This is a genomic window from Nocardia sp. Tas62D01 (assembly GCF_055232035.1).
This window is the reverse complement of sequence record NZ_JBUYUZ010000001.1, coordinates 6,229,555-6,252,719: the sequence shown is the minus strand read 5'-3', so window position 1 is coordinate 6,252,719 and position 23,165 is coordinate 6,229,555. Positions and strand designations below refer to the sequence as shown.

General features: G+C 62.9%; 15 protein-coding genes, 3 rRNA genes and 2 pseudogenes. 5 read left to right on the top strand and 15 right to left on the bottom strand.

Annotated features, from left to right (window positions below):
- Positions 1–215 precede the first annotated feature (215 nt).
- Positions 216–788 carry a TetR/AcrR family transcriptional regulator gene (locus tag ACV7NQ_RS29775; protein ID WP_463362621.1) on the bottom strand — a complete coding sequence of 191 codons (573 nt, stop codon included), beginning with the start codon at positions 786–788 and terminating at the stop codon, positions 216–218.
- Positions 789–873: 85 nt separating this feature from the next.
- Here ACV7NQ_RS29775 and ACV7NQ_RS29770 point away from each other — a divergent pair, with 85 nt between their 5' ends.
- Entirely contained in the window at positions 874–1,755 is an 882-nt protein-coding gene (locus tag ACV7NQ_RS29770; RefSeq protein ID WP_463362620.1) for an SDR family oxidoreductase, read from the top strand.
- 516 nt (positions 1,756–2,271) lie between these two features.
- On the opposite strand, the gene ACV7NQ_RS29765 is transcribed toward ACV7NQ_RS29770, so the two are convergent.
- Positions 2,272–3,258 carry an AsnC family transcriptional regulator gene (locus tag ACV7NQ_RS29765; protein ID WP_463362619.1) on the bottom strand — a complete coding sequence of 329 codons (987 nt, stop codon included), beginning with the start codon at positions 3,256–3,258 and terminating at the stop codon, positions 2,272–2,274.
- Between the two features lie 164 nt (positions 3,259–3,422).
- Here ACV7NQ_RS29765 and ACV7NQ_RS29760 point away from each other — a divergent pair, with 164 nt between their 5' ends.
- Positions 3,423–4,994 (top strand): cytochrome P450, encoded by a 1,572-nt coding sequence (locus ACV7NQ_RS29760; RefSeq protein ID WP_463362618.1) that lies wholly within the window; start codon positions 3,423–3,425, stop codon positions 4,992–4,994.
- A 1,117-nt stretch (positions 4,995–6,111) separates the two neighbouring features.
- On the opposite strand, the gene ACV7NQ_RS29755 is transcribed toward ACV7NQ_RS29760, so the two are convergent.
- From ACV7NQ_RS29755 to ACV7NQ_RS29745, 3 genes are all read right to left on the bottom strand, one after another.
- Positions 6,112–6,444, bottom strand: coding sequence for a DDE-type integrase/transposase/recombinase (locus ACV7NQ_RS29755; RefSeq protein WP_463362617.1), 333 nt, complete (start codon positions 6,442–6,444; stop codon positions 6,112–6,114).
- Positions 6,445–6,526: 82 nt separating this feature from the next.
- On the bottom strand, positions 6,527–8,758 hold the full coding sequence (gene katG, locus ACV7NQ_RS29750; RefSeq protein ID WP_463362616.1) for a catalase/peroxidase HPI: 2,232 nt from the start codon (positions 8,756–8,758) through the stop codon (positions 6,527–6,529).
- Between the two features lie 37 nt (positions 8,759–8,795).
- Positions 8,796–9,212: a Fur family transcriptional regulator gene (locus ACV7NQ_RS29745; protein ID WP_463365873.1), complete on the bottom strand. Its 417-nt coding sequence runs from the start codon at positions 9,210–9,212 to the stop codon at positions 8,796–8,798.
- A gap of 254 nt (positions 9,213–9,466) precedes the next feature.
- On the opposite strand from ACV7NQ_RS29745, the gene ACV7NQ_RS29740 reads away from it, so the two are divergent.
- Entirely contained in the window at positions 9,467–9,724 is a 258-nt protein-coding gene (locus tag ACV7NQ_RS29740) for a hypothetical protein (protein ID WP_463362615.1), read from the top strand.
- A gap of 408 nt (positions 9,725–10,132) precedes the next feature.
- Here the strand turns inward: ACV7NQ_RS29740 and ACV7NQ_RS29735 are convergent, their stop codons facing one another.
- Entirely contained in the window at positions 10,133–10,306 is a 174-nt protein-coding gene (locus tag ACV7NQ_RS29735) for a hypothetical protein (protein WP_463362614.1), read from the bottom strand.
- 878 nt (positions 10,307–11,184) lie between these two features.
- Between ACV7NQ_RS29735 and ACV7NQ_RS29730 the strand changes: the two genes are divergently transcribed.
- Positions 11,185–11,883, top strand: coding sequence for a response regulator transcription factor (locus tag ACV7NQ_RS29730; protein WP_463362613.1), 699 nt, complete (start codon positions 11,185–11,187; stop codon positions 11,881–11,883).
- Positions 11,884–12,014: 131 nt separating this feature from the next.
- Positions 12,015–12,514: pseudogene (locus ACV7NQ_RS29725) on the top strand (aminotransferase class I/II-fold pyridoxal phosphate-dependent enzyme); the annotation flags it as partial.
- A gap of 139 nt (positions 12,515–12,653) precedes the next feature.
- Here ACV7NQ_RS29725 and ACV7NQ_RS29720 read toward each other — a convergent pair.
- The 9 genes and pseudogenes from ACV7NQ_RS29720 to ACV7NQ_RS29680 all read right to left on the bottom strand — a co-directional run.
- Positions 12,654–12,767, bottom strand: a pseudogene (locus tag ACV7NQ_RS29720) (IS5/IS1182 family transposase); the annotation flags it as partial.
- 15 nt (positions 12,768–12,782) lie between these two features.
- Positions 12,783–13,877 (bottom strand): zinc-binding dehydrogenase, encoded by a 1,095-nt coding sequence (locus ACV7NQ_RS29715; RefSeq protein WP_463362612.1) that lies wholly within the window; start codon positions 13,875–13,877, stop codon positions 12,783–12,785.
- Positions 13,878–14,138: 261 nt separating this feature from the next.
- Positions 14,139–14,525 carry a GNAT family N-acetyltransferase gene (locus ACV7NQ_RS29710; RefSeq protein ID WP_463365872.1) on the bottom strand — a complete coding sequence of 129 codons (387 nt, stop codon included), beginning with the start codon at positions 14,523–14,525 and terminating at the stop codon, positions 14,139–14,141.
- Positions 14,522–15,838 carry an IS256 family transposase gene (locus tag ACV7NQ_RS29705; protein ID WP_463358454.1) on the bottom strand — a complete coding sequence of 439 codons (1,317 nt, stop codon included), beginning with the start codon at positions 15,836–15,838 and terminating at the stop codon, positions 14,522–14,524. The genes ACV7NQ_RS29710 and ACV7NQ_RS29705 overlap by 4 nt, the downstream gene beginning before the upstream one ends.
- Before the next feature lie 126 nt (positions 15,839–15,964).
- The gene (locus ACV7NQ_RS29700; protein ID WP_463362611.1) at positions 15,965–16,180 is read right to left on the bottom strand and encodes a hypothetical protein; all 216 of its coding nucleotides are present in this window, start codon (positions 16,178–16,180) and stop codon (positions 15,965–15,967) included.
- Positions 16,181–16,375: 195 nt separating this feature from the next.
- Positions 16,376–16,849 carry a DUF4231 domain-containing protein gene (locus ACV7NQ_RS29695; RefSeq protein WP_463362610.1) on the bottom strand — a complete coding sequence of 158 codons (474 nt, stop codon included), beginning with the start codon at positions 16,847–16,849 and terminating at the stop codon, positions 16,376–16,378.
- A 622-nt stretch (positions 16,850–17,471) separates the two neighbouring features.
- Positions 17,472–17,588: ribosomal RNA gene (gene rrf, locus ACV7NQ_RS29690) — 5S ribosomal RNA — on the bottom strand.
- A gap of 114 nt (positions 17,589–17,702) precedes the next feature.
- A 23S ribosomal RNA gene (locus ACV7NQ_RS29685) occupies positions 17,703–20,836 on the bottom strand.
- 333 nt (positions 20,837–21,169) lie between these two features.
- Positions 21,170–22,688: ribosomal RNA gene (locus tag ACV7NQ_RS29680) — 16S ribosomal RNA — on the bottom strand.
- Together the 16S, 23S and 5S rRNA genes form the textbook arrangement of a ribosomal RNA operon.
- Positions 22,689–23,165: the final 477 nt, after the last annotated feature.

Here is a 23,165-nt window from a genome sequence, read left to right as displayed (position 1 = left end):
CGGGCGGGATGGTGGCCGATGGTGCTGTCGGGCGGGCTCGACGAAGATGACCCAATCAACAGGCGGCGCCGCGGGCCGCGGGCAGTCTGTACTCGATGCATTGCGTCACCGGGCATCGGCCGCGACTGCGCTGCCGACCCTGCTGTGCTGTCGCGACGACCGTCGAAGTCACGCCATCCGGCACTGCGGCCGAGGGTGTCGCAACGGGGATCTGCTCAGGTGAGGGACTGGCTCGCTGCCCGTAGGTCTTCGAGGGCCGCCAGGGTGTACGGCGCCAGTGCGGCGTCATGGCGGGCTTGCAGCCACTGGGCGTAGCCCCGTTTAAACGCGAGGACGCCCAGCTCGCCCGCGAGGTGCGCGGTCGGGTCCGGCACCCCGCGGGCGCGGAGAGCGTCGGTCATGGCCGCCGCCAGACCCACGCTCTTGAGAGCATCACGCTCCTGGAGTTCACTGTTGGCGGCGATTGCAGCCTTCAGGCGTGGGCCGAGTTCACGGTTCATCGGGCCCATCGCGCTCGATGCGCGCTCGAGGCCGGCCGCGACCGCTTCGAGTGGGGTAGCGCTCTCGGGCGCCTCAGCGATCCCCTCGGCCAGCAGCTGGCTCAGCGTCTGTTGTCCGGCCGCCAGCAGGTCGCGCTTGTCGGGGAAGTACCGAAAGAAGGTGCTCTTCGTGACTCCGGCGCGTTCGGCGATCTGCGCAACCGTCGTGGCGTCATATCCCAGCTCGGTGAACAGGTCCACAGCAGCCACGACGAGCCGTTCGCGTGCCCCAGGTTCCCATCGCGCCATCAGACCATAATAGGTGATGGGACTGTTGTCTCATCCCTCTGCTACAGTGATGAGACACTAGTCCCATCACTTTCGAGGGAGAAACATGCACGTCTTCATCACCGGCGGCACCGGCCTGATCGGCTCGGCTGTCGTTGCCGAACTGCTCGGCAACGGCCACACCGTCCTCGCGCTCGCCCGCTCCGACTCCTCCGCGGCGGCCCTCGAGACCGCCGGCGCCGAGCCGATTCGTGGCGACCTCGCCGATCTGCGCACGCTCCGCGCCGGTGCCGCCCGGGCCGACGGTGTGATCCACCTGGCCTTCAGCAACGACTTCAGTAGCCCGGCCGCTCTCGCGGAGGGAGTCGCCGAGGAGAGCGCCGCTCTTGTGGCCCTGGGCGAGGAGTTCGTCGACAGCGACCGTCCATTCATCACGGTCTCGGGCACGCCGTGGGTGCCGGGCCGCGTCTCCACCGAGGCCGACCCGCTGCCGACCGACGGACCCGTCGGCGGTCGCAGCCGCTCTGTCATGTCGGTCCTGGACCTGGCCTCGCGCGGCGTCCGGAGCGCGGCCGTACGCATGCCGCGCACGGTGCACAACGAGGGCAAGGGCGGATTCGCCGGCGTGCTGACCGACGCCGCGCGCCGCAATGGAGTGTCCGGCTACCCGAGCGACGGCACCCAGCGCTGGCCGGCCGTGCATGCGCTCGACGCGGCCGCACTCTTCCGGCTGGTCCTCGAGAAGGCGCCGGCCGGGACCGCGTGGCACGCCGTGGCCGACCAGGGCGACGCCGTGCGTGACATCGCGGCGGTCATCGGTCGCAGGCTCGGGGTTGCGGTGGAAGCCGTGCCGCAACAGATGTTCGGCCCTCTCGGCCCGATCTTCGCGACCGATCAGCCCTCGTCGAGTGCCCACACCCGACAGACGCTCGGCTGGCAGCCCAGGCACCCGAGCCTTCTCGAAGACCTGGAGAACATCCAGCCCTGATCGGCCGGTAGCAGCCCGGCGCTCGGAGTGGGCAAGAAAGCACTCTCCAGACCATCAACCAGCGCCGGACATCGGCACCGACCACGACGCCTACACACGCGCAGCGAAATACCCCGACGCCATCGTGCTCGTTCCAGGGATCCTCAACGCCGCGAAATCGAGCAAGATCCAATGGCGAAATCACCCGATCCCAGAGCACCCCCGCAACCTTGACCAGCACCCGGTTCGCCACTCAAAATTCCTCACCGCAGGACGCCCACCTCGAGGACAATTCGCTGGCACAGGACACAATGATTGGCCACGACTTGGCCAGTTGGCCATGATTTTGAGATTCCGTTCCGTCCGCGGGCCCCATTGGAGGATTATTTTCGCTAGTTGCGGTCCAGGGCAGGAGGATTCGCGTTGACGAATGCGTGACGTCGCGAGTACCGAAGTCTTTGCGGTCCGTCACCAGCGATGATGTGCAGTTGGCGTTCCGCCGCGCCGCGCCGGCTATCAGCGTGAGCCACCCGCAGTCTATGCCGGGTCGATAAGCCGTCCGTCGACGACCAGTCCTCCGGACTGTTTAACGATGCGCGCGAACGGCACGACCTCCATCGAGACGATGCCCTCGAGTGCGCCCGCGCGTCCGGTCGTGAACTCGTAGAGATGGGAGAGATCGCGGCAGGCCACCGACGCCATCAGGTTGTCGCGTCCCGACATCGCGGCGACGAACCCCACCTCTGGCAGCCGGGCAAGCGCCTCGCCGACCTCCCGCAAGCGTGCCGGGGTGACGGCGAAATGGATCTGGGCCCAGGCGGTATAGCCGAAAACCTCATGCACAAGATCCACGTCGATGACGAGAGTCCGAGTCCGTATCAGACTGGCGAGACGCCGGGCGGCCCGCCCCTCGCTGATCCCGGCGGCCTCCGCCAGCCGCGCCGTGGTGGCGCGACCGTCGGCTGCCAGGACGTCGAAGAGTGCGGAGTCGTACGGCTGGAACGGAACGGGGGCCACACCCGCCCCGGGCACATCGTCGTCGGCGAGCTGCGCGACCTCCTCGGATGTCAGTAGCCCGTCGAGTTCGGACCAGCCCCTGGGACTGAGCCCCAGGAAGACATGGAGTACGACGCTGGCGTCGATGCCGAGCACATGGGCCGATCGCGGCAGGCTGCGCGTGAGCAGCAGGTCACGCCGCTCCGCAGACAGCGACCGGACCGAGAACGAGACCTCCGAACCAGCAGCCGTCACACCTACCCAGGCAATGTCGTCGCGGGCCGCGAGCGCCATCGCCAACGACTCCGACGCGTCCGGTCGACAGCGGACCCTCACCTGCCAGAACTGATACCCGACCGCCATCGGGTTGACCATGCCGAAGATCCGCAGGATCCCCGCCCGGCGCAGCCTGCGATAGCGCCGGGCGGCGGTCCTCTCGTGGGTCCCGACCACGTCGGCGAGCGTGGCGAAGCTGGCCCGAGGCGCCAGTTGTAGGGCACGGACGAGTCGTAGATCGTCGACCTCCATCGTTCCCCTTCGTGTCGGATTCAGCTATCGGTATCCGCATCTTGTGACAGAAAACCACACCCATGCCCGTCTCAGCGCATCCGACGAGTCACAGACCACCTACAACGGTCATAACCCCGGCGACAGCCTGGGAAATCCGCACCGAACTCCGAAGGAACATCGTCGTGACCGTCCAGCTCAACCACACCATCGTCCGCTGTTCCGACAAGCACGCATCGTCCCGGTTCTACGCCGACATCCTCGGGCTGCCGGCCCCCGTGAGCGTCGGGCCGTTCGTCGTCGTCCAGGTCGACAACGACGTCTCACTCGACTTCGCCGACGGTCGCGGGACCCCGCATCCGCAGCACTACGCCTTCCTGGTCCCCGATGCGGAGTTCGATGCCATCCACGCCCGCATCCGCGAACGCGGTCTCACCTGGTGGGCCGACCCGCGGCACACCGTCGAGGACGAGATCAACACCAACGACGGTGGCCGCGGGCTGTATTGGGACGACCCCGACGGGCACGGCCTGGAGATCATTACGGTGCCCTACGGGAGCCGAGTCGAGCAGGTCGGCGACGACTTCTTCGCCGACCCGCACGCGTATTACCGCCGCTGGCGAGAACACGGTCCGGCCCATCGGATCCGGTTCCGCCGGGGAGTTCCCAGTTGGGTGATCATCGGCTACGCCGAAGGGCGGGCCGCGCTCGCAGACCCCCGGCTGCGTAAAAGCTACGAGAGCATCAGGGAGATATTCCGCACCAAGGATCCGCAGGCGCTACAAGATCAGAACTCACCGGCACTGATGGGCCACATGCTCAACACCGATCCGCCCGACCACACTCGACTGCGTAAGTTGGTGAACAAGGCGTTCACTCCGCGCCGGTTGGCAGCTTTGCGCCCGCGTATCGAAGAAATCACCACCGCGCTGATCGATGCCATGGCCGGCCGCGACGAGGCCGATCTGATCCAGGATTTCGCGCAACCGCTGCCGGTGATGGTGATCTGCGAGCTGCTCGGCGTGCCATTCAGCGATCGGGAGGCGTTCCAGTCCTGGGCGAAGATACTGATCGGCGACGGGGCCGAGATGGATGAACACACCCGGGCGAGCGCCGAGATGTCGCTGTACCTGCAGGGCCTGGTGACAGCGAAACGCGAACAGCCCGGCGAGGATCTGCTCTCCGGCCTGGTTCAGGCGCGCGACGACGGCGACGAGCTCAACGACCGCGAGCTGGTGTCGATGGCGTTCCTGCTACTGGTCGCCGGGCACGAGACCACCGTCAACCTCATCGGCAACGGCACCTATGCATTGCTGCGTAACAAGTCTCAGTTCGACGCCCTGCGCGAAGATCGGTCCGCGATACCGGCCGCGGTCGAAGAGTTCCTCCGCTTCGACGGCCCGGTGGGGTGGGCGACGCCTCGCTACACCGACGAACCGGTCCGCATCGGTGACACCGACATCCCCGCCGGGGAGATCGTCTACATCGCCCTGGCCGCCGCCAATCACGATCCGGCCCGCTATCGCGGCGCAGACGACCTGGACATCACCACGGATGCCTCCAGGCACTTGGCATTCGGACACGGCATCCACTTCTGCGTCGGCGCCCCGCTGGCACGCTTGGAGGCCCAAATCGCGTTCGCCGCGCTGCTGGACCGCTTCCCGCACCTGTCACTTGCCGACGCGGGCTTCACGCCCGACTGGCAGATCAGCACCATCATCCGCGGCCTCGCCGAACTGCCGGTCCGGTTGCGGTAGACGAGATTCGATCGTGCGCCGATCTCCGTCGTTGGGCATCGGCTGCGATCCTCGCGCGGGCGTCAAGGTCATGCACCGACCGGGAGAGAGCGCAGACGATGACGCGCGGGCTCGCCCACGCCAAGCAGGTGCTCTCTCGAGCAGCCGGATCGAACCGAAGAAATGCCATCGAACTGAGACAAGCACCGCTGGCCACTGCGTGAGACAAACCAGAAAAGGCCAGGTCAATCAGCTGGCGGCCCGCCACGACTTTCGAGATCCTACAAGGGATGTAGGGTCTCGGAAGTCGTGGCCACGGTCTCGAGCCCGTGGCCACTGGGCGGTCAATTGGACCATCCAGCCTGAGATTTCGCAGGTCAACGCGGCGGCTATCAGCCGAATGACCGTGTGCAGCCCGAGGATTGGCCATCGAAGTGAGACGGACGGCCGTGGCCAGGCCGTGAGACAGCGCTGAAGTACCAGGTCAGCGCAGTGGCAGTGACCATCGGTGACGACACCCTACAAGGGAGGTTGCCAAGCCCGGCCCGATTTTTCGGACCGGGCTTGATTCATCTCTGGATGTCACAGGCTGGGCCCGGTGGCTTGGATCCACTAGCGATGATCGCGAAGTGGCGGTTGAGGTCCGGTGAAGTCGGTGGAACCGATCGCCGGCTCCGCGCGTCAAAGTATCAGTGAATAGGGAAAAAGACCTTGGCGTCCCATCGCCGTCATTGCCGGCCTGAGGCGCCTGGCTACCTCGGGGCAATCTTCACATAAGCGCCGTAGAGGCGTTTCCGTCACCTGCGTCTTTCGGTTGTCGTTGGCCGCCAACGTCTATTCTTTGACGAATCCCGCTGGGCGAAGCAGGAATTCGCCGATGCGACTCAGTCGATCCGGGACCGCCATCAACGTGCCGTCAGCCCATCGGCCCGACCGATCCCAATACTCCCTTCTACAGGGTTCTGGCGAGTCCCCGATATCGAGTCCGCTCGGTATTCGAGCAGGGTCGGGGTGGTGGGTGTGGCTGCAGCGGGCAGCGCTCTGGGCCGGCGTCAGATAACGAGTGGCGGTGTTGTGGTTGTGCTCGTTCTTGAAGTCGCCGATGACGACGCGGGCTTCCAGCAGGCTCGTCCAGTGGTTACGGTTGAAACACTGCGGCCCGCAGCCGCCGATTGAACGATTCGATGTAACCGTTGTTCCACGGCGTGCCCGGCGAAATGTAGGACAACCCCACGCGGTTGGCGCAGAACTGTTGCAGCGCTTGGGAAATCAGTTCAGGACCGTTGTGCATGCGCAGTGCCATCGGCGGACTGCCGCAGGCGGCGAACACTTTCTCCAACTCGGCGACGAGTCGTTCGGCGGTGATCGAGCGCTCCACGATGTCCAGCAGCGACTCGCGGGTGTGCTCATCGATCATCGAGGCGATCTTCACCGCCTTGCCGTCGACGAAGACGTGCAAGGAGAAATGCACGGCATCCCGCGAGCCGTGTCAGTTCGCGGGATGCCGTACGAGGTGTGGACGACCGGCCCGCGGGCCGGTCATCGCGCCCTGATCAGGCCAGGTCGAACCGGTCGAGGTTCATCACCTTGTCCCACGCAGCGATGAAGTCCCGGACGAACTTCTGCTTCGAGTCGTCGGTGGCATAGACCTCCGCGAGAGCGCGCAGCTGCGAGTTCGACCCGAAGACCAGGTCGACACGGCTGCCGGTCCACGTGACCTCTCCGGTGGTGCGATCCTTGCCTGCGTAGGTCCCGTCGTCGGCCGACGACGGCTCCCACTTCGTGCCCATGTCGAGCAGGTTCACGAAGAAGTCGTTGGTCAACGACTCGGGTGTCGAGGTGAACACGCCCAGCGACGACTGCTTGTGGTTCGCGCCCAGCACGCGCAAGCCACCAACGAGGACCGTCATCTCGGGAGCGCTCAGAGCCAGCAGGTTCGCCTTGTCGATCAGCAGGAACTCGGCCGGGAGCCGGCTGCCCTTCCCGAGGTAGTTGCGGAAACCGTCAGCATTCGGCTCGAGTGCGGAGAAGGACTCCACATCGGTCTGCTCCTGCGTGGTGTCCGTGCGTCCCGGCGTGAACGGCACCTCGACGTCGTGCCCGGCGTTCTTGGCGGCCTGCTCGACTGCCGCACATCCGCCCAGCACAACGAGATCCGCGAACGACACCCTCGTGTCCCCGGTCTGGGCGGAGTTGAAGGACTCCTGGATCCCCTCCAGGGTGCGCACCACCTGCGCGAGCTCGTCGGGGTTGTTGACCTCCCACCCGCTTTGCGGCTCGAGGCGAATACGCCCACCGTTGGCACCGCCACGCTTGTCGCTGCCGCGGAACGACGACGCCGCTGCCCACGCAGTGGAGACAAGCTGCGGCACGGTCAGACCCGACGACAGGATCCGGCTCTTGAGGGTGGCGATGTCGTCTGCCCCGATGAGCTCGTACGTCACCGCAGGGACGGGGTCCTGCCAGAGCAGCGTCTCCTGCGGGACCAGCGGCCCGAGGTAGCGGACGATGGGCCCCATGTCGCGGTGGGTCAGCTTGTACCACGCCTTGGCGAACTCGTCCGCGAATTCGTCAGGGTGGTCGAGCCAGCGACGGGTGATCTGCTCATAGACGGGGTCGACTCGCAGCGAGAGGTCCGTTGTCAGCATCACCGGGGTGTGGGTCTTAGACAGGTCGTGGGCGTCAGGCACTGTGCCCGCCCCGGCGCCGTCCTCGGGGACCCACTGCCACGCCCCAGCGGGACTCTTGGTCTTCTCCCACTCGTAGCCATACAGGGTCTCCAGGAAGCTGTTGTCCCACGACCGCGGGGTGGGCGTCCAGGCACCCTCGAGGCCGCTCGTGATCGCGTCCTGGCCCACGCCACTGCCGAAGGAACTCTTCCAGCCGAGGCCCTGCTCCTCCAGCGGGGCGGCCTCGGGCTCGGGGCCGACGTGGTCGGCTGGGCCGGCGCCGTGAGTCTTGCCGAAGGTGTGGCCGCCGGCGATCAGCGCCGCTGTCTCGACGTCGTTCATGGCCATGCGGCGGAACGTCTCACGGATGTCGGTGGCCGCCGCGAGGGGGTCCGGGTTGCCGTTGGGCCCCTCCGGGTTCACGTAGATCAGACCCATCTGGACCGCGGCCAGGGGGTTCTCGAGGTCCCGGTCGCCGGTGTATCGCTCGTCGCCGAGCCACGTGTGCTCCGGACCCCAATAGACGTCCTCCTCGGGCTCCCACTGATCGACGCGGCCGCCCCCGAAGCCGAAGGTTTTGAAGCCCATCGACTCCAGCGCGCAGTTGCCCGCGAAGACGATCAGGTCGGCCCACGAGAGCTTCTTCCCGTACTTCTTCTTGACCGGCCACAGCAGGCGGCGAGCCTTGTCGAGGCTAGCGTTATCGGGCCAGCTGTTGAGCGGCGCGAACCGCTGCATGCCGGCCCCGGCACCGCCGCGGCCGTCGTTGATGCGGTAGGTGCCCGCGGCATGCCAGGCCATCCGGATGAAGAACGGTCCGTAGTGGCCGTAGTCGGCGGGCCACCACTCCTGCGAGGTCGTCATCACGTCCTCGATGTCCCGCTTCACCGCATCCAGAGCAAGGGTCTTGAATTCTGCGGCGTAGTCGAAGTCCTCGCCCATGGGATTGGCCACGGCGGGGTTCTTCTGGAGGATCTTCAGGTTGATCTGGTTCGGCCACCAGTCACGGTTACCTCCACCCTCAGCCGGGTACTTGAGGCGACCGGACGCAACGGGGCAACCGCTTTCCCCGGGTTCCGTGTTGGCCTCTCCGATGGGCGGGTGTTCCTCGGGCACGGCATTTCCTTTCGGCAGTGAGTGAATCGCGCTGTGATCACGGGTGTGATAGCGACGTGTGTGGTGTCGAGCAATCGGGGCACAGACCCCAATAGATGACCTCGGCCTCATCGAGGACGAAGCCGTTGTCGTCCGATGCGGTCAGGCAGGGTGCCTCGCCGACGGCACAGTCGACGTCGGCGATGACGCCGCACGACCGGCACACGAGGTGGTGGTGGTTGTCCCCGACCCGCGTTTCGTAGCGCGCCACGGAGCCCATCGGCTGGATGCGCCGGAGCAGACCCGCGGAAGTCAGTGCGCGCAGCACGTCGTACACGGCTTGATGGGACACCGCACCGAGAGTCTCGCGCACGAGACCGAGGATAGAGTCCGTATCGAAGTGAGGATGGTCATGCACCGCGGTCAGCACCGCTATCCGCGGTGCCGTCACACGCAGAGCAGCCCCGCGCAGCATGCGCTCGAAATCCGAAGGTGTGGACACATTCCGAAGTATGACTCATTCAAGTATCTGCCAGGCGCGATTCGGCGAAACCTTGTTCCTGCATCGCGTCGGAGTCGGGCAAACAGGACCCGGCTGCTGCATGCTGGCGGGTACGCACGGATTCCAGCTAGCGGAGAGCGATGATGGGTATCAGCGGCAATGACATGGGGTTCGCTCGAGCGCAATGCTGGAAGGCATTCAGATAGAGCCATCGAAAGAGAGCCACCATGCGAATCAGACTGACCTCCATCACAGCCGCATTGGCGGCGGGCGCTGCCGCGTTAGCTGTCGCTATCGCTCCGACTGCCGCGGCCGCTCCCCTTCCGGCGCCACCGGCAGTGAGCGCCGCCGCGCCGACGGCCGTGGCCGGCCATTTCGACCAGGTCCGTTTCGGCGGCTGGGGCCATCACGGCGGCTGGGGCGGGCGCGGGGGCTGGGGCTGGGGCGGGGACCGGGGCTGGGGCTGGGGCACCGGTAGCGCGTAAATGACCGCAGTCGCCTACGCGAAGTTGTGACAACTCGTGACATCGAGGCGGTCTAATGTTGGTATGAGATAGGCCCCTGATCGCGAGAGTGCTGATCAGGGGTTTTCTTCGTGCGAGCCCCCGGCAGGAATCGAACCGGCGGCCTTCTGCTCCGGAGACAGGGCCCCCGCTGGTTCTCGGAGTTTCCGGGTGGTTGTCCCGGTCTGGCGACCTGGCGACTCGGTCCGGCTGTGTGGTGATCGAATGCCGTCGACACCGAAGCGAGAAGTCGGAGCGTCGCATACCGAATAGGATCTCGGTGCTGGTGTTGAATCATGGTCAGCCTGCGGGGTCTGAAGTGCGGTGCGAGGCTCATAGCTGACAAAGAGGGCATCACGGAGATCAGACTTGCTGACTTTCTGCTGCTGGCTACTTGCTGGAGCCTTCCCGCTCGACGGTCTGCCAGTGCCCAGGTGCGAAGACAGCCACGGACTTCTTCTGGTTGTCGAGGATCTCCAGATGTCCGTCATGCAATTTGAGGTAATCCCCACTCTCATAGGTGCGCCGAGGTATGCCGGTTCCCACGGTGACTGTGTATGCCATAGGTGCAAGCGTTGCAGATGCGTTGCTGTCTCGCGGACAGATTGCCGATCCCGGTCGCCGCGTGCGGGAGCAGGATTTCCGCCAGCATGGGGTCGGCAGTTACGAGCGGCAGCGCCAGATCGGCCTTGCGGAAGGTGAGTTGGTCTGTGGGAGCGCCGAAATCGACCCGGCTGGACCCGAACGCCTCGACGAAGTGGCGGGCCCTCGAGGCGCGTTCTCACGCCGGCGCATCTGCACCGGATTGACCGCTGTACCCGTTTGCCAACCGGGCGCGCGCAGGCAAGCCGGCAAGTCCGACCTGTATTGACAGATCCCTGCCACGTCCTTCATCGCGGAGCGACCGCATATCGAAAGTCACTTCCTCTTCGGACTCCTCGGCAAGCGCGAAGGTGAAGTTGGTGGTAAGCGCGTTCAGGTACGCACGGGCGAACCCCTCACCCAACGTGGCGCCGTCAGGAACAGATGGGCGCGCAGACCCAGGCTCCGGGGTCGTGCGTCAGCCCAACTCGCAGTGCGATATACGGGTCGTTCACTTCGTGCTCGACAAGTTCCCACATCCGCATGCTGCGGTCACTGGGCACAGCAGCCCTGCTGCTGGACAACATTCAGTCGGGTATCTCGGCTTCCAGGGCAAGCTGACGCTGCACCGGTTCGGCCAGACCTGCGTTGTCGAGGGCAAGCCTCGGCATCAGGACCGAATCCACCGCCTCCATACAAGCAATCCTGACTTGGAGACATTGGCGCATTCAGAGCGCACTTCGGCGCATTCGGTCCTTCTTCTCAACGCTCGCGGCGAGAATCATTTTGCAGACCCAGTGATCTTCGGCAACCCTACAGACCGCTGGTCTTCGGCGTGACGGTCAGGAAGGTGAGACGTTATGCGGCTGATCATGATCGACGATGACGCCGACAGCGGCGCTGCCTTGGCGCAGGGGCTCGAACTCTGCGGTCACCAGGTGGATCGCAAGCGTCGAGGCGCGGACCTACTCATCAGGCACCACGGCTATCACGCGGTCATACTCGACCTCAGCCTGCCGGATATGGATGGGCTTCAAGTGCTCCGCAAGCTACGTGAAGTCAGCTCGGTACCGGTCGTGATCCTTGCCGCGCACGCCGACGAACGATCGATCGTGCTCGGACTACGCAGCGGCGCCGACGACTACCTTGTGAAACCCGCACGCATCGCCGAGCTGGCAGCCCGGCTGGAAGCGGTCACGCGCCGTCGTACCGTCGCCACGGCCGCACCGGACAAGACCGTCGTAGCAGGCGATGTTCGAGTGGACCTGGCGGCACGGCGGGTCGAGGTGGCCGAACAACCGGTCCAGCTCACACGGCTGGAATTCGAGCTGTTGCGGATCCTGGTCGAGCGTCCGGGAATCGCAGTCAGCCATGAGCAATTGATGGACTGCGTCTGGGGCGACGCGTTCCTCGCGCTGTCGCCGACGTTATATGTCCACATGGCCTCGCTGCGCACCAAACTGAAGCGCCCCGGATTGATCACCAACATCCGCGGCTACGGCTACCGATGGGGACCAGATCCTTACGAGACTGGGACGAAGATGCTACGAGCGGGATAGGCGGTGACGTCGCCTGCGCTCGTCCAAGCGCACGAGACTGTGCCATGACATCGAATGATGTGGTCGGTGCACCGCTCGGTTACGGGGTCGAGCGGGGCCGGCTTTGCCGCTGCGGGAACCGGGCACACCCGTACAAGAGCACCCAACTGACCGTGCCGGTGCGGCTGAATACGAATGAGAACCCGTACCGGCCCGTCGCGGGCATTGATCGACGACATAGCCGAATCCGTTCGCGTCGAGGCCGCCGATCTGCACCGGGATGCAACCGCGTTGCGTACCGATCTGGCCGAATATCTGACGCGCCGAACAGGATTCGTCGTGGATCCCACCAATGTGTGGGCGGCCAACGAGCTCCAACGAGCTTCTGCAGCAATTACTTCAGGCGTTCGGCGGCCCCGGTCACCGCGCGCTCAATTTGCGCCGTCGTACTCGATGTACGAGATCATCGCCAAAGGCCTCGACACCCGAATGGGTGGAAGACCAACGCAAGGCGGACTTCTCCCTGGACATCGACTACTCCGCGGCAATGATCGCCGAACACCGCCCCGGCATCGTGTTCGTGACGAACCCACACAGCCCGACCGGCCACAGCCTGGGAATCGCCGAGTTGGAAGGCATCCTGAGTGCCGCACGGGAATCCTGGGGTGCGCCGTCGCCAGCCGACAGCCGCCGGGCGTGATCGGGTGGCAATCAGCTTGTCGATGCGCCGGATCCCCGCCAGTGAGTTCGCTTCCGGCCTCAGCGCAAGGTGGCCGGCAGCGGGTCCCTCACCGTCCACGGAAGGGCACCCGCACCCAGATCCCCTTGTCCGCCCAGCAGTTGACGCCGCTCGCGGCCAGCGCGTCGTTCACGCCGCGGGTGTGGGCGGCGCGGATGTCATGGACCGTACGGCCGCTGGATCAGGGCACGATGAGTGCCTTAACCACACGCTGAGCTGCGACGTCCTCCAGCGCGACCTGTGCCTCGTCGAGGCTGTACTCCCTGCTGATGAGGTCGGTCCACGGAAAGATCCGCTTGTATCGGGCCATGACTTGGACCGCCCGGTACAAGTGACCCACGTCGCTGCCCCAGCAACCGCGAATGTCCAGGTGCTTCTGATTCAGGTCCAGATGCGGGTTAAAGGTCGTCTCACCGGCGTCGGTGTACTGACCGACGATCACGTACCGCCCCGAGTCCCGAGTGAGCCGCATGCCCTCGGGCACCGCCGAAGGCACTCCGGTCGCCTCGACCGTAACGTCGGCGCCGCGTCCTCCGCTCGCCTCCCGGACAGCCGCGATCCGCTCGTCGGGAGTCGTCGTGCCGATATCGATGACGGTGTCGGCACCGAACCGGGTCGCCGCGTCCAGTCTGACCTCCGGCCCCCCGACAACGATCACCGATCCGGCGCCGCGCAGCTGGGCGAGGACGGCGGCGCACAGGCCGACAGGGCCTGAGCCCTGGACTACGACGGTGTCGCCGAAGGCGATCTCGCCGAGCGTCACGGCGTGCAGGGCGGTCGGCATGCCGCAGCCTCCGGAGAGGAACTCGCGCCAGTCCAGTTCATCGGGCAGCGGAATCACGTGGACGCCCGGCTTCAGATAGATGTACTCCGCCCAACCGCCCAGCAGTCCGTCATCGGCCGAGAGCGTGACCCCGTACACCTTCCGCTCCGGGCAGCGGGTGGTTGCATGGCCGACGGTGCAGTACCAGCAACGCCCGCACGTCCCGTACACGTCGAGAAACGTCACGATCTGCCCGACCCGCAGCGGGGTTCCGGACACGTCCCGCGCGACCTCACCCGGGCCCAGCGCACTGATCCGTCCCGCGCTGACATGGCCGGGAACGATCGGGTACGGCACGCCCGCAAGCTGCCCCCTCCACAGGTGCGCGTCCGTGCCGCACACCTCGCTTCCGAGGGTTTGCAGCAGGATCGCACCCGGCTCCAGTTCGGGGCGGGCGAACGAGCGGAGTTCTAGCGGTGCGTTGGGTTCGGGCATGACAACGGCGGAGATCACGGCGATTCCTGTTCATTGACGCCCCCGCTGTCCCCGCGCGGGCGCACAACCTGAGGCTGGAGCTATCCTTCGGGACACCCATCCATCCTTCCGACACGTGAAACCTGAGCACCAGCTCATCTTGATGCTCAGAACTGCTCAGCCGCCAGATACGGTCACTTCGTCTGCAGGCTACGCTGCACGGCGACCGACGGCACGCGTGCCCGATGGTCACTCTTTCCCGCCGCTCACCACACAGGACATCCACCCAGCCCGACCGGGCTACAAGCGGAGATCCTTGTGGTAGATCACGAAGTCGCAGGGTGTGATCAGGTGAGGTGCCAGCTCCGGGTACGACTCCTCGATCGATCCCGTGCGCACCACCCCATAGCCGATGCGCCGGTACCACTGGGCCAGGAATTCCTTGGACGGATGCGACCACTCACGCGGCAGCAGCAACTCCAGTTGCATAACGCCCAGGCCGGAGTCCCGGCCGTGCTGTTCGGCGAACCACACCAGTTCCCGCCCGACGCCCGTGCTACGTCGTTGGGGTGCGGCGGCCAGCATGCCGAACTCGCAGACCCCGGTGCCGAGCTGTTGAACGCGAACACACCCGACGATCTCCTCATCTAGAGATATTGTCAAGACCTGTGGATCAGCAAGTTTCAGGCGACCTCCTCCGCCTCGGCTGATGACGGGCTGGTCGGTGTGTTCGGGGTGATGTCGGCGGGCCGTTCCAGGAGTTTGCCCTTGTGGAATACGGCCCCGGCCCGGACGAGTGCGACTAGGTGTGGGGCGTTGACGGCCCGCCAGCGCGTTTGAGCGGCCTCGATCAGCTTGAAGGCCATGGCGAGCCCGGCCGCGCGGGAACCCGGCCCCTTGGTGACCTTCGTCCTCAAACGCACTGTGGCGAAAGTACTTTCGATCGGGTTTGTGGTGCGTAGGTGGATCCAGTGTTCGGCCGGGTATTTGTAGAACTCGAGCAGCACGTCGGCGTCATCGACGATCTTGGCGACCGCTTTCGGGTATTTCGCGCCGTAGTCGATCTCGAAGGCCTTGATCGCGACTTGTGCCTTGTCAATGTCCTCGGCCATGTAGATTTCCTTCATCGCCGCCAACGCGCCAGGATGCGCCGACTTCGGCAGCGCTGCAAGGACATTCGCGGATTTGTGGAACCAGCAACGCTGCTCTCGGGTCAGGGGGAATACCTCACGCAGCGCCTTCCAGAATCCGAGCGCGCCGTCACCGACGGCGAGCACCGGCGCGGTCATGCCGCGGCGGCGGCAGTCACGCAGCAGATCGGCCCACGACTCGGTCGACTCGCGATAGCCGTCGGTCAATGCGACGAGCTCCTTGCGGCCGTCGGCGCGAACCCCGATCATCACCAGCAGGCATAGTTTCTGCTGGTCGAGCCGGATTTTGAGGTGGATGCCGTCGACCCACAGGTACACGTAGTCGGTGCCTGAGAGGTCGCGGGCGGCGAAGGTGCGGGCTTCGTCCTGCCACTGCGTCGTGAGCCGGGTGATCGAGGCCGCCGACAGGCCCGCGCCCGTGCCGAGGAACTGCTCCAACGCCGGCCCGAAATCGCCGCTGGACAGCCCATGCAGGTACAACAACGGCAGAACCTCCGTCATCTGCGGCGATTTTCGTGCCCACGCGGGCAGGATCGCCGAGGAAAACCGCTGCCGCTCACCGGATTCGGGGTCGACACGCTTGTCGTTGACACGCGGTGCCTTCACCGTCACCGCACCCGCGGCGGTCAGGACCTCCCGCTCGACGTGGTAGCCGTTGCGGACCACCAGCCGCCGGCCTTCGTCGTCGACCTGGTCGGCGAACCGCTCGATATAGGCCGCGACCTCGGCCTGCAACGCTGCGGCGAGCATCTTGCGGGCACCGTCGCGAACAATCTCATCGAGCAACGACCGGGCGCAGGACACACCGGGATCGTTGGACTCCGCCGCATCGTGAACTACCTTGAGCACCGGCGTACCTTCCCGCCAGCGTTGGCGCGCTGGACTTGATCAAATACCTATGGCTTCGTAGATCATCCGGGAAGGTACGCTTCCCGGCCATCCACAGGTCCTGATCATTTCTCCGTCGTCGCGCGCCTAGACCTCATCTAGGCGCGCGACGACGATCTTCCCAGCCCTGGTCAGTGCGGCGACCTCCTGCGCGGTGGTCCGCGTGGTGCCAGCGACCCACAGCCCCGACTCGGACACTTCGTAGACCTCATTGACCAGCGCCGTCACCGCACACATGAGGTCGAAGTTCTCAGCCTGGTCCGGGGACAGAGGTCCGATATGCAGAGTGGTGTCGCTGCTCATGACTATGTCTTTCGTTGAGGGCCCTCGGTGGCGAGGAAGTGACGCGCGCAAGAGTCCGGCGGTCGGCCTATCTTCTCGCAGGCCATTTGCCGCTCGCCCGGTGCTCACTTCCGTCCGGCCGATATTCGTCACGTCGGCTACGGTGGGTGGCAACTTGCGACTATGGCCGGATCGCGGCTTCCGATGCTGCGCCAGTTAGTCCGGCGACTGACTTTGGGTGGTTTGGTCCTGATCATGTGGTCCGCGTGCAGTGGTCCATTTGGTGTTCTCTTGCGAGACAAGACTTTCGACGCGTTCAGCCAGCACCAATCTACGATTCGAGCCGCTGTAGGGACCACTGCCGGCGAGGTAGAGGAACTTCTCATGTTTGAGCGATTCGGCAGTCGAACGATAAAGCAACCAGTTGGTGTGCCACTGGAACAGCTGTTGGGCGCCTTCGGCAACCACTACGACAGCAGCCAAGATCGCTGTAACGGCAGCCGGAGCGGCTAGAGCCGCGATGACAGGAACCGCTGCACCGACGGCGATTTGCGCGATCTTGACCCGCTTGTAAGCCTGTTGGGCGGCAATGCTTCTCGTGCTGTACCAATTCAGCTGGTCCGTCAGCCGCACCCATACCGGGTCCGCCTCGTCAGGGTTGCCGGCATTCCTCTCCGCCACCGCGACCATCTCCCTTTGCATCTGAACGCAAAGTGTAAGCAGCCAAGCGAGTGGCGGGGGTGGAGCCAGGGTCGGGGATGGGTTGGTGCCGGCGTCGCTCGAGTTCCTCGTTGACCTCGGACAGCTTGGCCCGCATCCGTTTCGTGATGGTCATGCGCTTCACCCAGAACCGCCCCTTCCGCGACAGACCACACATGTGTGTTAAGCCGAGGAAATCGAACGTCTCGGTTCTCCCAACGCCCCGGACTCGCCGGTGCCGAGCGGCGTGCCGCCCGAACTCGATGAGCCGCGTCTTCTCCGGATGCAGTTCCAACCCGAACTTCGCGAACCGTTCGCAAAGCTCGATCAGGAACCGCTGCGCGTCCTGCTCATACTCGAAACCCATGGGAAGTCGTCAGCGAAACGCACGGCGATCACGTCGCCCTGCGCGAAATGACTTCTCCACCACTGGACCCACAGGTCGAAGCATAATGCAGGTACACGTTCGCGAGCAACGGCGATACTACAAATGCTTCTCATCGAGGACAATATCGACGCACGGTGGCTGATCAGCGACGCCAAAATGCGCTGACAGTCGGGGCTAGATACGACGAAAGCCCCCAGCTTCAGCTGGGGGCTTTCGTGAATGATGTTCCGGCGGTGTCCTACTCTCCCACACCCTGTCGAGTGCAGTACCATCGGCGCTGGCAGGCTTAGCTTCCGGGTTCGGAATGGGACCGGGCGTTTCCCTGCCGCTATGGCCGCCGTAACTCTATGAAACTGTACACAGAGAGCACACACTCGAACTCCGGAGAGTGTCGCTGTGGTGCATCTGTATCTGTGTGTTGTTTCAGATACCGCACAGTGGACGCGTAGCTTCTTTGTTGGTAAGTCCTCGGCCGATTAGTACCAGTCACCTACACCCGTTACCGGGCTTCCAATTCTGGCCTATCAACCCCATGGTCTGTGGGGGGCCTTAACCACTCGAAGGTGGTGAGAAACCTCATCTTGGAACAGGCTTCCCGCTTAGATGCTTTCAGCGGTTATCCCTTCCGAACGTAGCTAACCAGCAGTGCTCCTGGCGGAACAACTGGCACACCAGAGGTTCGTCCGTCCCGGTCCTCTCGTACTAGGGACAGCCTTCCTCAAGTTTCTGACGCGCGCGGCGGATAGAGACCGAACTGTCTCACGACGTTCTAAACCCAGCTCGCGTGCCGCTTTAATGGGCGAACAGCCCAACCCTTGGGACCTACTCCAGCCCCAGGATGCGACGAGCCGACATCGAGGTGCCAAACCATCCCGTCGATATGGACTCTTGGGGAAGATCAGCCTGTTATCCCCGGGGTACCTTTTATCCGTTGAGCGACACCGCTTCCACTTGCCGGTGCCGGATCACTAGTCCCGACTTTCGTCCCTGCTCGACCTGTCAGTCTCACAGTCAAGCTCCCTTGTGCACTTGCACTCGACACCTGATTGCCAACCAGGCTGAGGGAACCTTTGGGCGCCTCCGTTACATTTTAGGAGGCAACCGCCCCAGTTAAACTACCCACCAGGCACTGTCCCTGAACCAGATCATGGTCCGAGGTTAGAGGTCCAATACGATCAGAGTGGTATTTCAACGATGACTCCACAAACACTGGCGTGTCCGCTTCACAGTCTCCCACCTATCCTACACAAACCGTACCGAACACCAATACCAAGCTATAGTGAAGGTCCCGGGGTCTTTTCGTCCTGCCGCGCGTAACGAGCATCTTTACTCGTAATGCAATTTCGCCGAGTCTGTGGTTGAGACAGCTGAGAAGTCGTTACGCCATTCGTGCAGGTCGGAACTTACCCGACAAGGAATTTCGCTACCTTAGGATGGTTATAGTTACCACCGCCGTTTACCGGGGCTTAAATTCTCAGCTTCGCGCCGAAGCGCTAACCGGTCCTCTTAACCTTCCGGCACCGGGCAGGCGTCAGTCCGTATACATCGTCTTACGACTTCGCACGGACCTGTGTTTTTAGTAAACAGTCGCTTCTCACTGGTCTCTGCGACCACCACCAGCTCACGGAGTAAATCCGGTCACCAGCGTTGGTCCCCCTTCTCCCGAAGTTACGGGGGCATTTTGCCGAGTTCCTTAACCACAGTTCTCTCGATCGCCTTAGTATTCTCTACCTGACCACCTGTGTCGGTTTGGGGTACGGGCCGTGTACCAACTCACTAGAGGCTTTTCTCGGCAGCATAGGATCACTGAATTCGCCTCAATCGGCTACGCATCACCTCTCAGGCTCATGCAACACGGATTTACCTATGTCACGCCCTACAGGCTTACACCAGTACAACCACTGACTGGCCCAGCTACCTTCCTGCGTCACCCCATCGCTTGACTACTACCAGCCGGGGTCTCGTGCAGCCCCTCACCCGAGACCCGAAGGTCTTCTCGGAGGTTTTGGACAATTAGCACAACTGATTCATCATGGGCGCGGATACACGGGTACGGGAATATCAACCCGTTGTCCATCGACTACGCCTGTCGGCCTCGCCTTAGGTCCCGACTCACCCTGGGCGGATTAACCTGGCCCAGGAACCCTTGGTCATTCGGCGGACGAGTTTCTCACTCGTCTTTCGCTACTCATGCCTGCATTCTCACTCCCACAGCCTCCACCACTGGATCACTCCGTGGCTTCCCTGGCTGCAGGACGCTCCCCTACCCATCCACACCACTGCACCACCCCCCGCAGGGAATGGCGGATGTATTGTGTGAATGCCGCGGCTTCGGCGGTGTACTTGAGCCCCGCTACATTGTCGGCGCAGGATCACTTGACCAGTGAGCTATTACGCACTCTTTCAAGGGTGGCTGCTTCTAAGCCAACCTCCTGGTTGTCTTCGCGACCCCACATCCTTTTCCACTTAGTACACGCTTAGGGGCCTTAGCCGGCGATCTGGGCTGTTTCCCTCTCGACTACGAAGCTTATCCCCCGCAGTCTCACTGCCGCGCTCTCACACACCGGCATTCGGAGTTTGGCTGATTTCGGTAAGCTTGTAGGCCCCCTAGACCATCCAGTAGCTCTACCTCCGGTGTGAAACACGCGACGCTGCACCTAAATGCATTTCGGGGAGAACCAGCTATCACGGAGTTTGATTGGCCTTTCACCCCTACCCACAGCTCATCCCCTCAGTTTTCAACCTAAGTGGGTTCGGGCCTCCACGACGTCTTACCGTCGCTTCACCCTGGCCATGGGTAGATCACTCCGCTTCGGGTCTAGAACACGCGACTGGAAACGCCCTATTCGGACTCGCTTTCGCTACGGCTACCCCACACGGGTTAACCTCGCCACATGCCACTAACTCGCAGGCTCATTCTTCAAAAGGCACGCCATCACCCACAACACACCAAAGTGCTCGCAGGCCCTGACGGATTGTAAGCGCACGGTTTCAGGTACTATTTCACTCCCCTCCCGGGGTACTTTTCACCTTTCCCTCACGGTACTAGTCCGCTATCGGTCACCAGGGAGTATTCAGGCTTACCGGGTGGTCCCGGCAGATTCACAGCAGATTTCACGGGCCCGCTGCTACTCGGGCATCATCCACGAGAGCCGTTGAGTTTTCGCCTACGGGATTCTCACCCTCTACGACAGGCCGTTCCAGACCCTTCGACTAACACAACGGTTTATGACTCCCGCCCAGACCGGCAGATCTGAGAAGAATGACCCCACTACCCCGTATAGACAACCCCTGCCGGGTATCACATCTACACGGTTTAGCCTCATCCGCTTTCGCTCGCCACTACTCACGGAATCACTATTGTTTTCTCTTCCTGTGGGTACTGAGATGTTTCACTTCCCCACGTTCCCTCCACACACCCTATATATTCAGATGCGGGTAACACGACATCACTCGTGCTGGGTTTCCCCATTCGGAAATCCTCGGATCTCAGCTCGGTTGACAGCTCCCCGAGGCTTATCGCAGCCTCCTACGTCCTTCATCGGCTCCTGGTGCCAAGGCATCCACCGTACGCTCTTAAACACTTACAAACAAAGATGCTCGCGTCCACTGTGCAGTTCTCAAACAACACACAAAACTGAACCTGACGCAACACCAGCCAGAACAACTGCCCTGCGGTATGACTGCGAATCCAGCCTTGTCGTTATCTTGCCTAAGAGGAAACACTCGCGTGTTCTCTCAGGACCCAACAGTGTGTCGATATATCCACCGCGATCGAAGACTCAGCTCCGACCACCCGCGATGAAACCTGCCAGCGTTCCACCCATGAGCATCCGCCGGACAACGTATGCGCCCGAAACGGTCTCTGCCACAGACGTTTACCCTCCCACCACCGTGGGTGTCCGTGGAGAAGTACTCCTTAGAAAGGAGGTGATCCAGCCGCACCTTCCGGTACGGCTACCTTGTTACGACTTCGTCCCAATCGCCAATCCCACCTTCGACGGCTCCCTCCCACAAGGGGTTAGGCCACCGGCTTCGGGTGTTACCGACTTTCATGACGTGACGGGCGGTGTGTACAAGGCCCGGGAACGTATTCACCGCAGCGTTGCTGATCTGCGATTACTAGCGACTCCAACTTCACGGGGTCGAGTTGCAGACCCCGATCCGAACTGAGACCAGCTTTAAGGGATTCGCTCCACCTCACGGTATCGCAGCCCTCTGTACCGGCCATTGTAGCATGTGTGAAGCCCTGGACATAAGGGGCATGATGACTTGACGTCGTCCCCACCTTCCTCCGAGTTGACCCCGGCAGTCTCTCACGAGTCCCCGCCATAACGCGCTGGCAACATAAGATAAGGGTTGCGCTCGTTGCGGGACTTAACCCAACATCTCACGACACGAGCTGACGACAGCCATGCACCACCTGTACACCGACCACAAGGGGGCCTACATCTCTGCAGGTTTCCGGTGTATGTCAAACCCAGGTAAGGTTCTTCGCGTTGCATCGAATTAATCCACATGCTCCGCCGCTTGTGCGGGCCCCCGTCAATTCCTTTGAGTTTTAGCCTTGCGGCCGTACTCCCCAGGCGGGGTACTTAATGCGTTAGCTACGGCACGGATCCCGTGGAAGGAAACCCACACCTAGTACCCACCGTTTACGGCGTGGACTACCAGGGTATCTAATCCTGTTCGCTACCCACGCTTTCGCTTCTCAGCGTCAGTTACTTCCCAGAGACCCGCCTTCGCCACCGGTGTTCCTCCTGATATCTGCGCATTTCACCGCTACACCAGGAATTCCAGTCTCCCCTGAAGTACTCAAGTCTGCCCGTATCGCCTGCAAGCTCACAGTTGAGCTGTGAGTTTTCACAGACGACGCGACAAACCGCCTACAAGCTCTTTACGCCCAGTAATTCCGGACAACGCTCGCACCCTACGTATTACCGCGGCTGCTGGCACGTAGTTGGCCGGTGCTTCTTCTACTCCTACCGTCACTCACGCTTCGTCGGAGTCGAAAGAGGTTTACAACCCGAAGGCCGTCATCCCTCACGCGGCGTCGCTGCATCAGGCTTTCGCCCATTGTGCAATATTCCCCACTGCTGCCTCCCGTAGGAGTCTGGGCCGTGTCTCAGTCCCAGTGTGGCCGGTCACCCTCTCAGGTCGGCTACCCGTCGTCGCCTTGGTAGGCCATTACCCCACCAACAAGCTGATAGGCCGCGGGCCCATCTCACACCGATAAATCTTTCCACCACCAGACATGCATCCAATGGTCATATCCGGTATTAGACCCAGTTTCCCAGGCTTATCCCGAAGTGCAAGGCAGATCACCCACGTGTTACTCACCCGTTCGCCGCTCGTGTACCCCGAAAGGCCTTACCGCTCGACTTGCATGTGTTAAGCACGCCGCCAGCGTTCGTCCTGAGCCAGGATCAAACTCTCCGTTGAAGACTCTCAACCACACCCCAAAAAGGATGCAATCAGAAATACCTAAACAAGAGTCCGAAAACCCAGCAAAACAAAACGCCAACAAAAAAAATTGCTGACAAAAATCCAACCTCACCAACCGGGGGGTATGAGAGGCCGGAACCAAAAAATATTTGGCACTGACATTCATCGACACACTATTGAGTTCTCAAAGAACACACGCACACACCACCAAACAAGTTTCACCCTGATTGATTCAGTGAGGCAACTTAACAAGCTTAGCCCAGCCCCGAACCCCGACGCAAACCAGGACCCCGACCGAACCAGTGTGACCGCCAGGCGCTCCTCGTACGACCTCGTTTCCCTCGCCTCTCGCTCAGCGTTTCCGCTTCGCTTCTCAGCTCCAGGTCGGTGTCCGTGTCGCTCTGACTCGAAGAACATTACGTGACGCTTCCGTGAATATGCAAATCGCCTGATTACCGGGGGTTTTGCATCTAT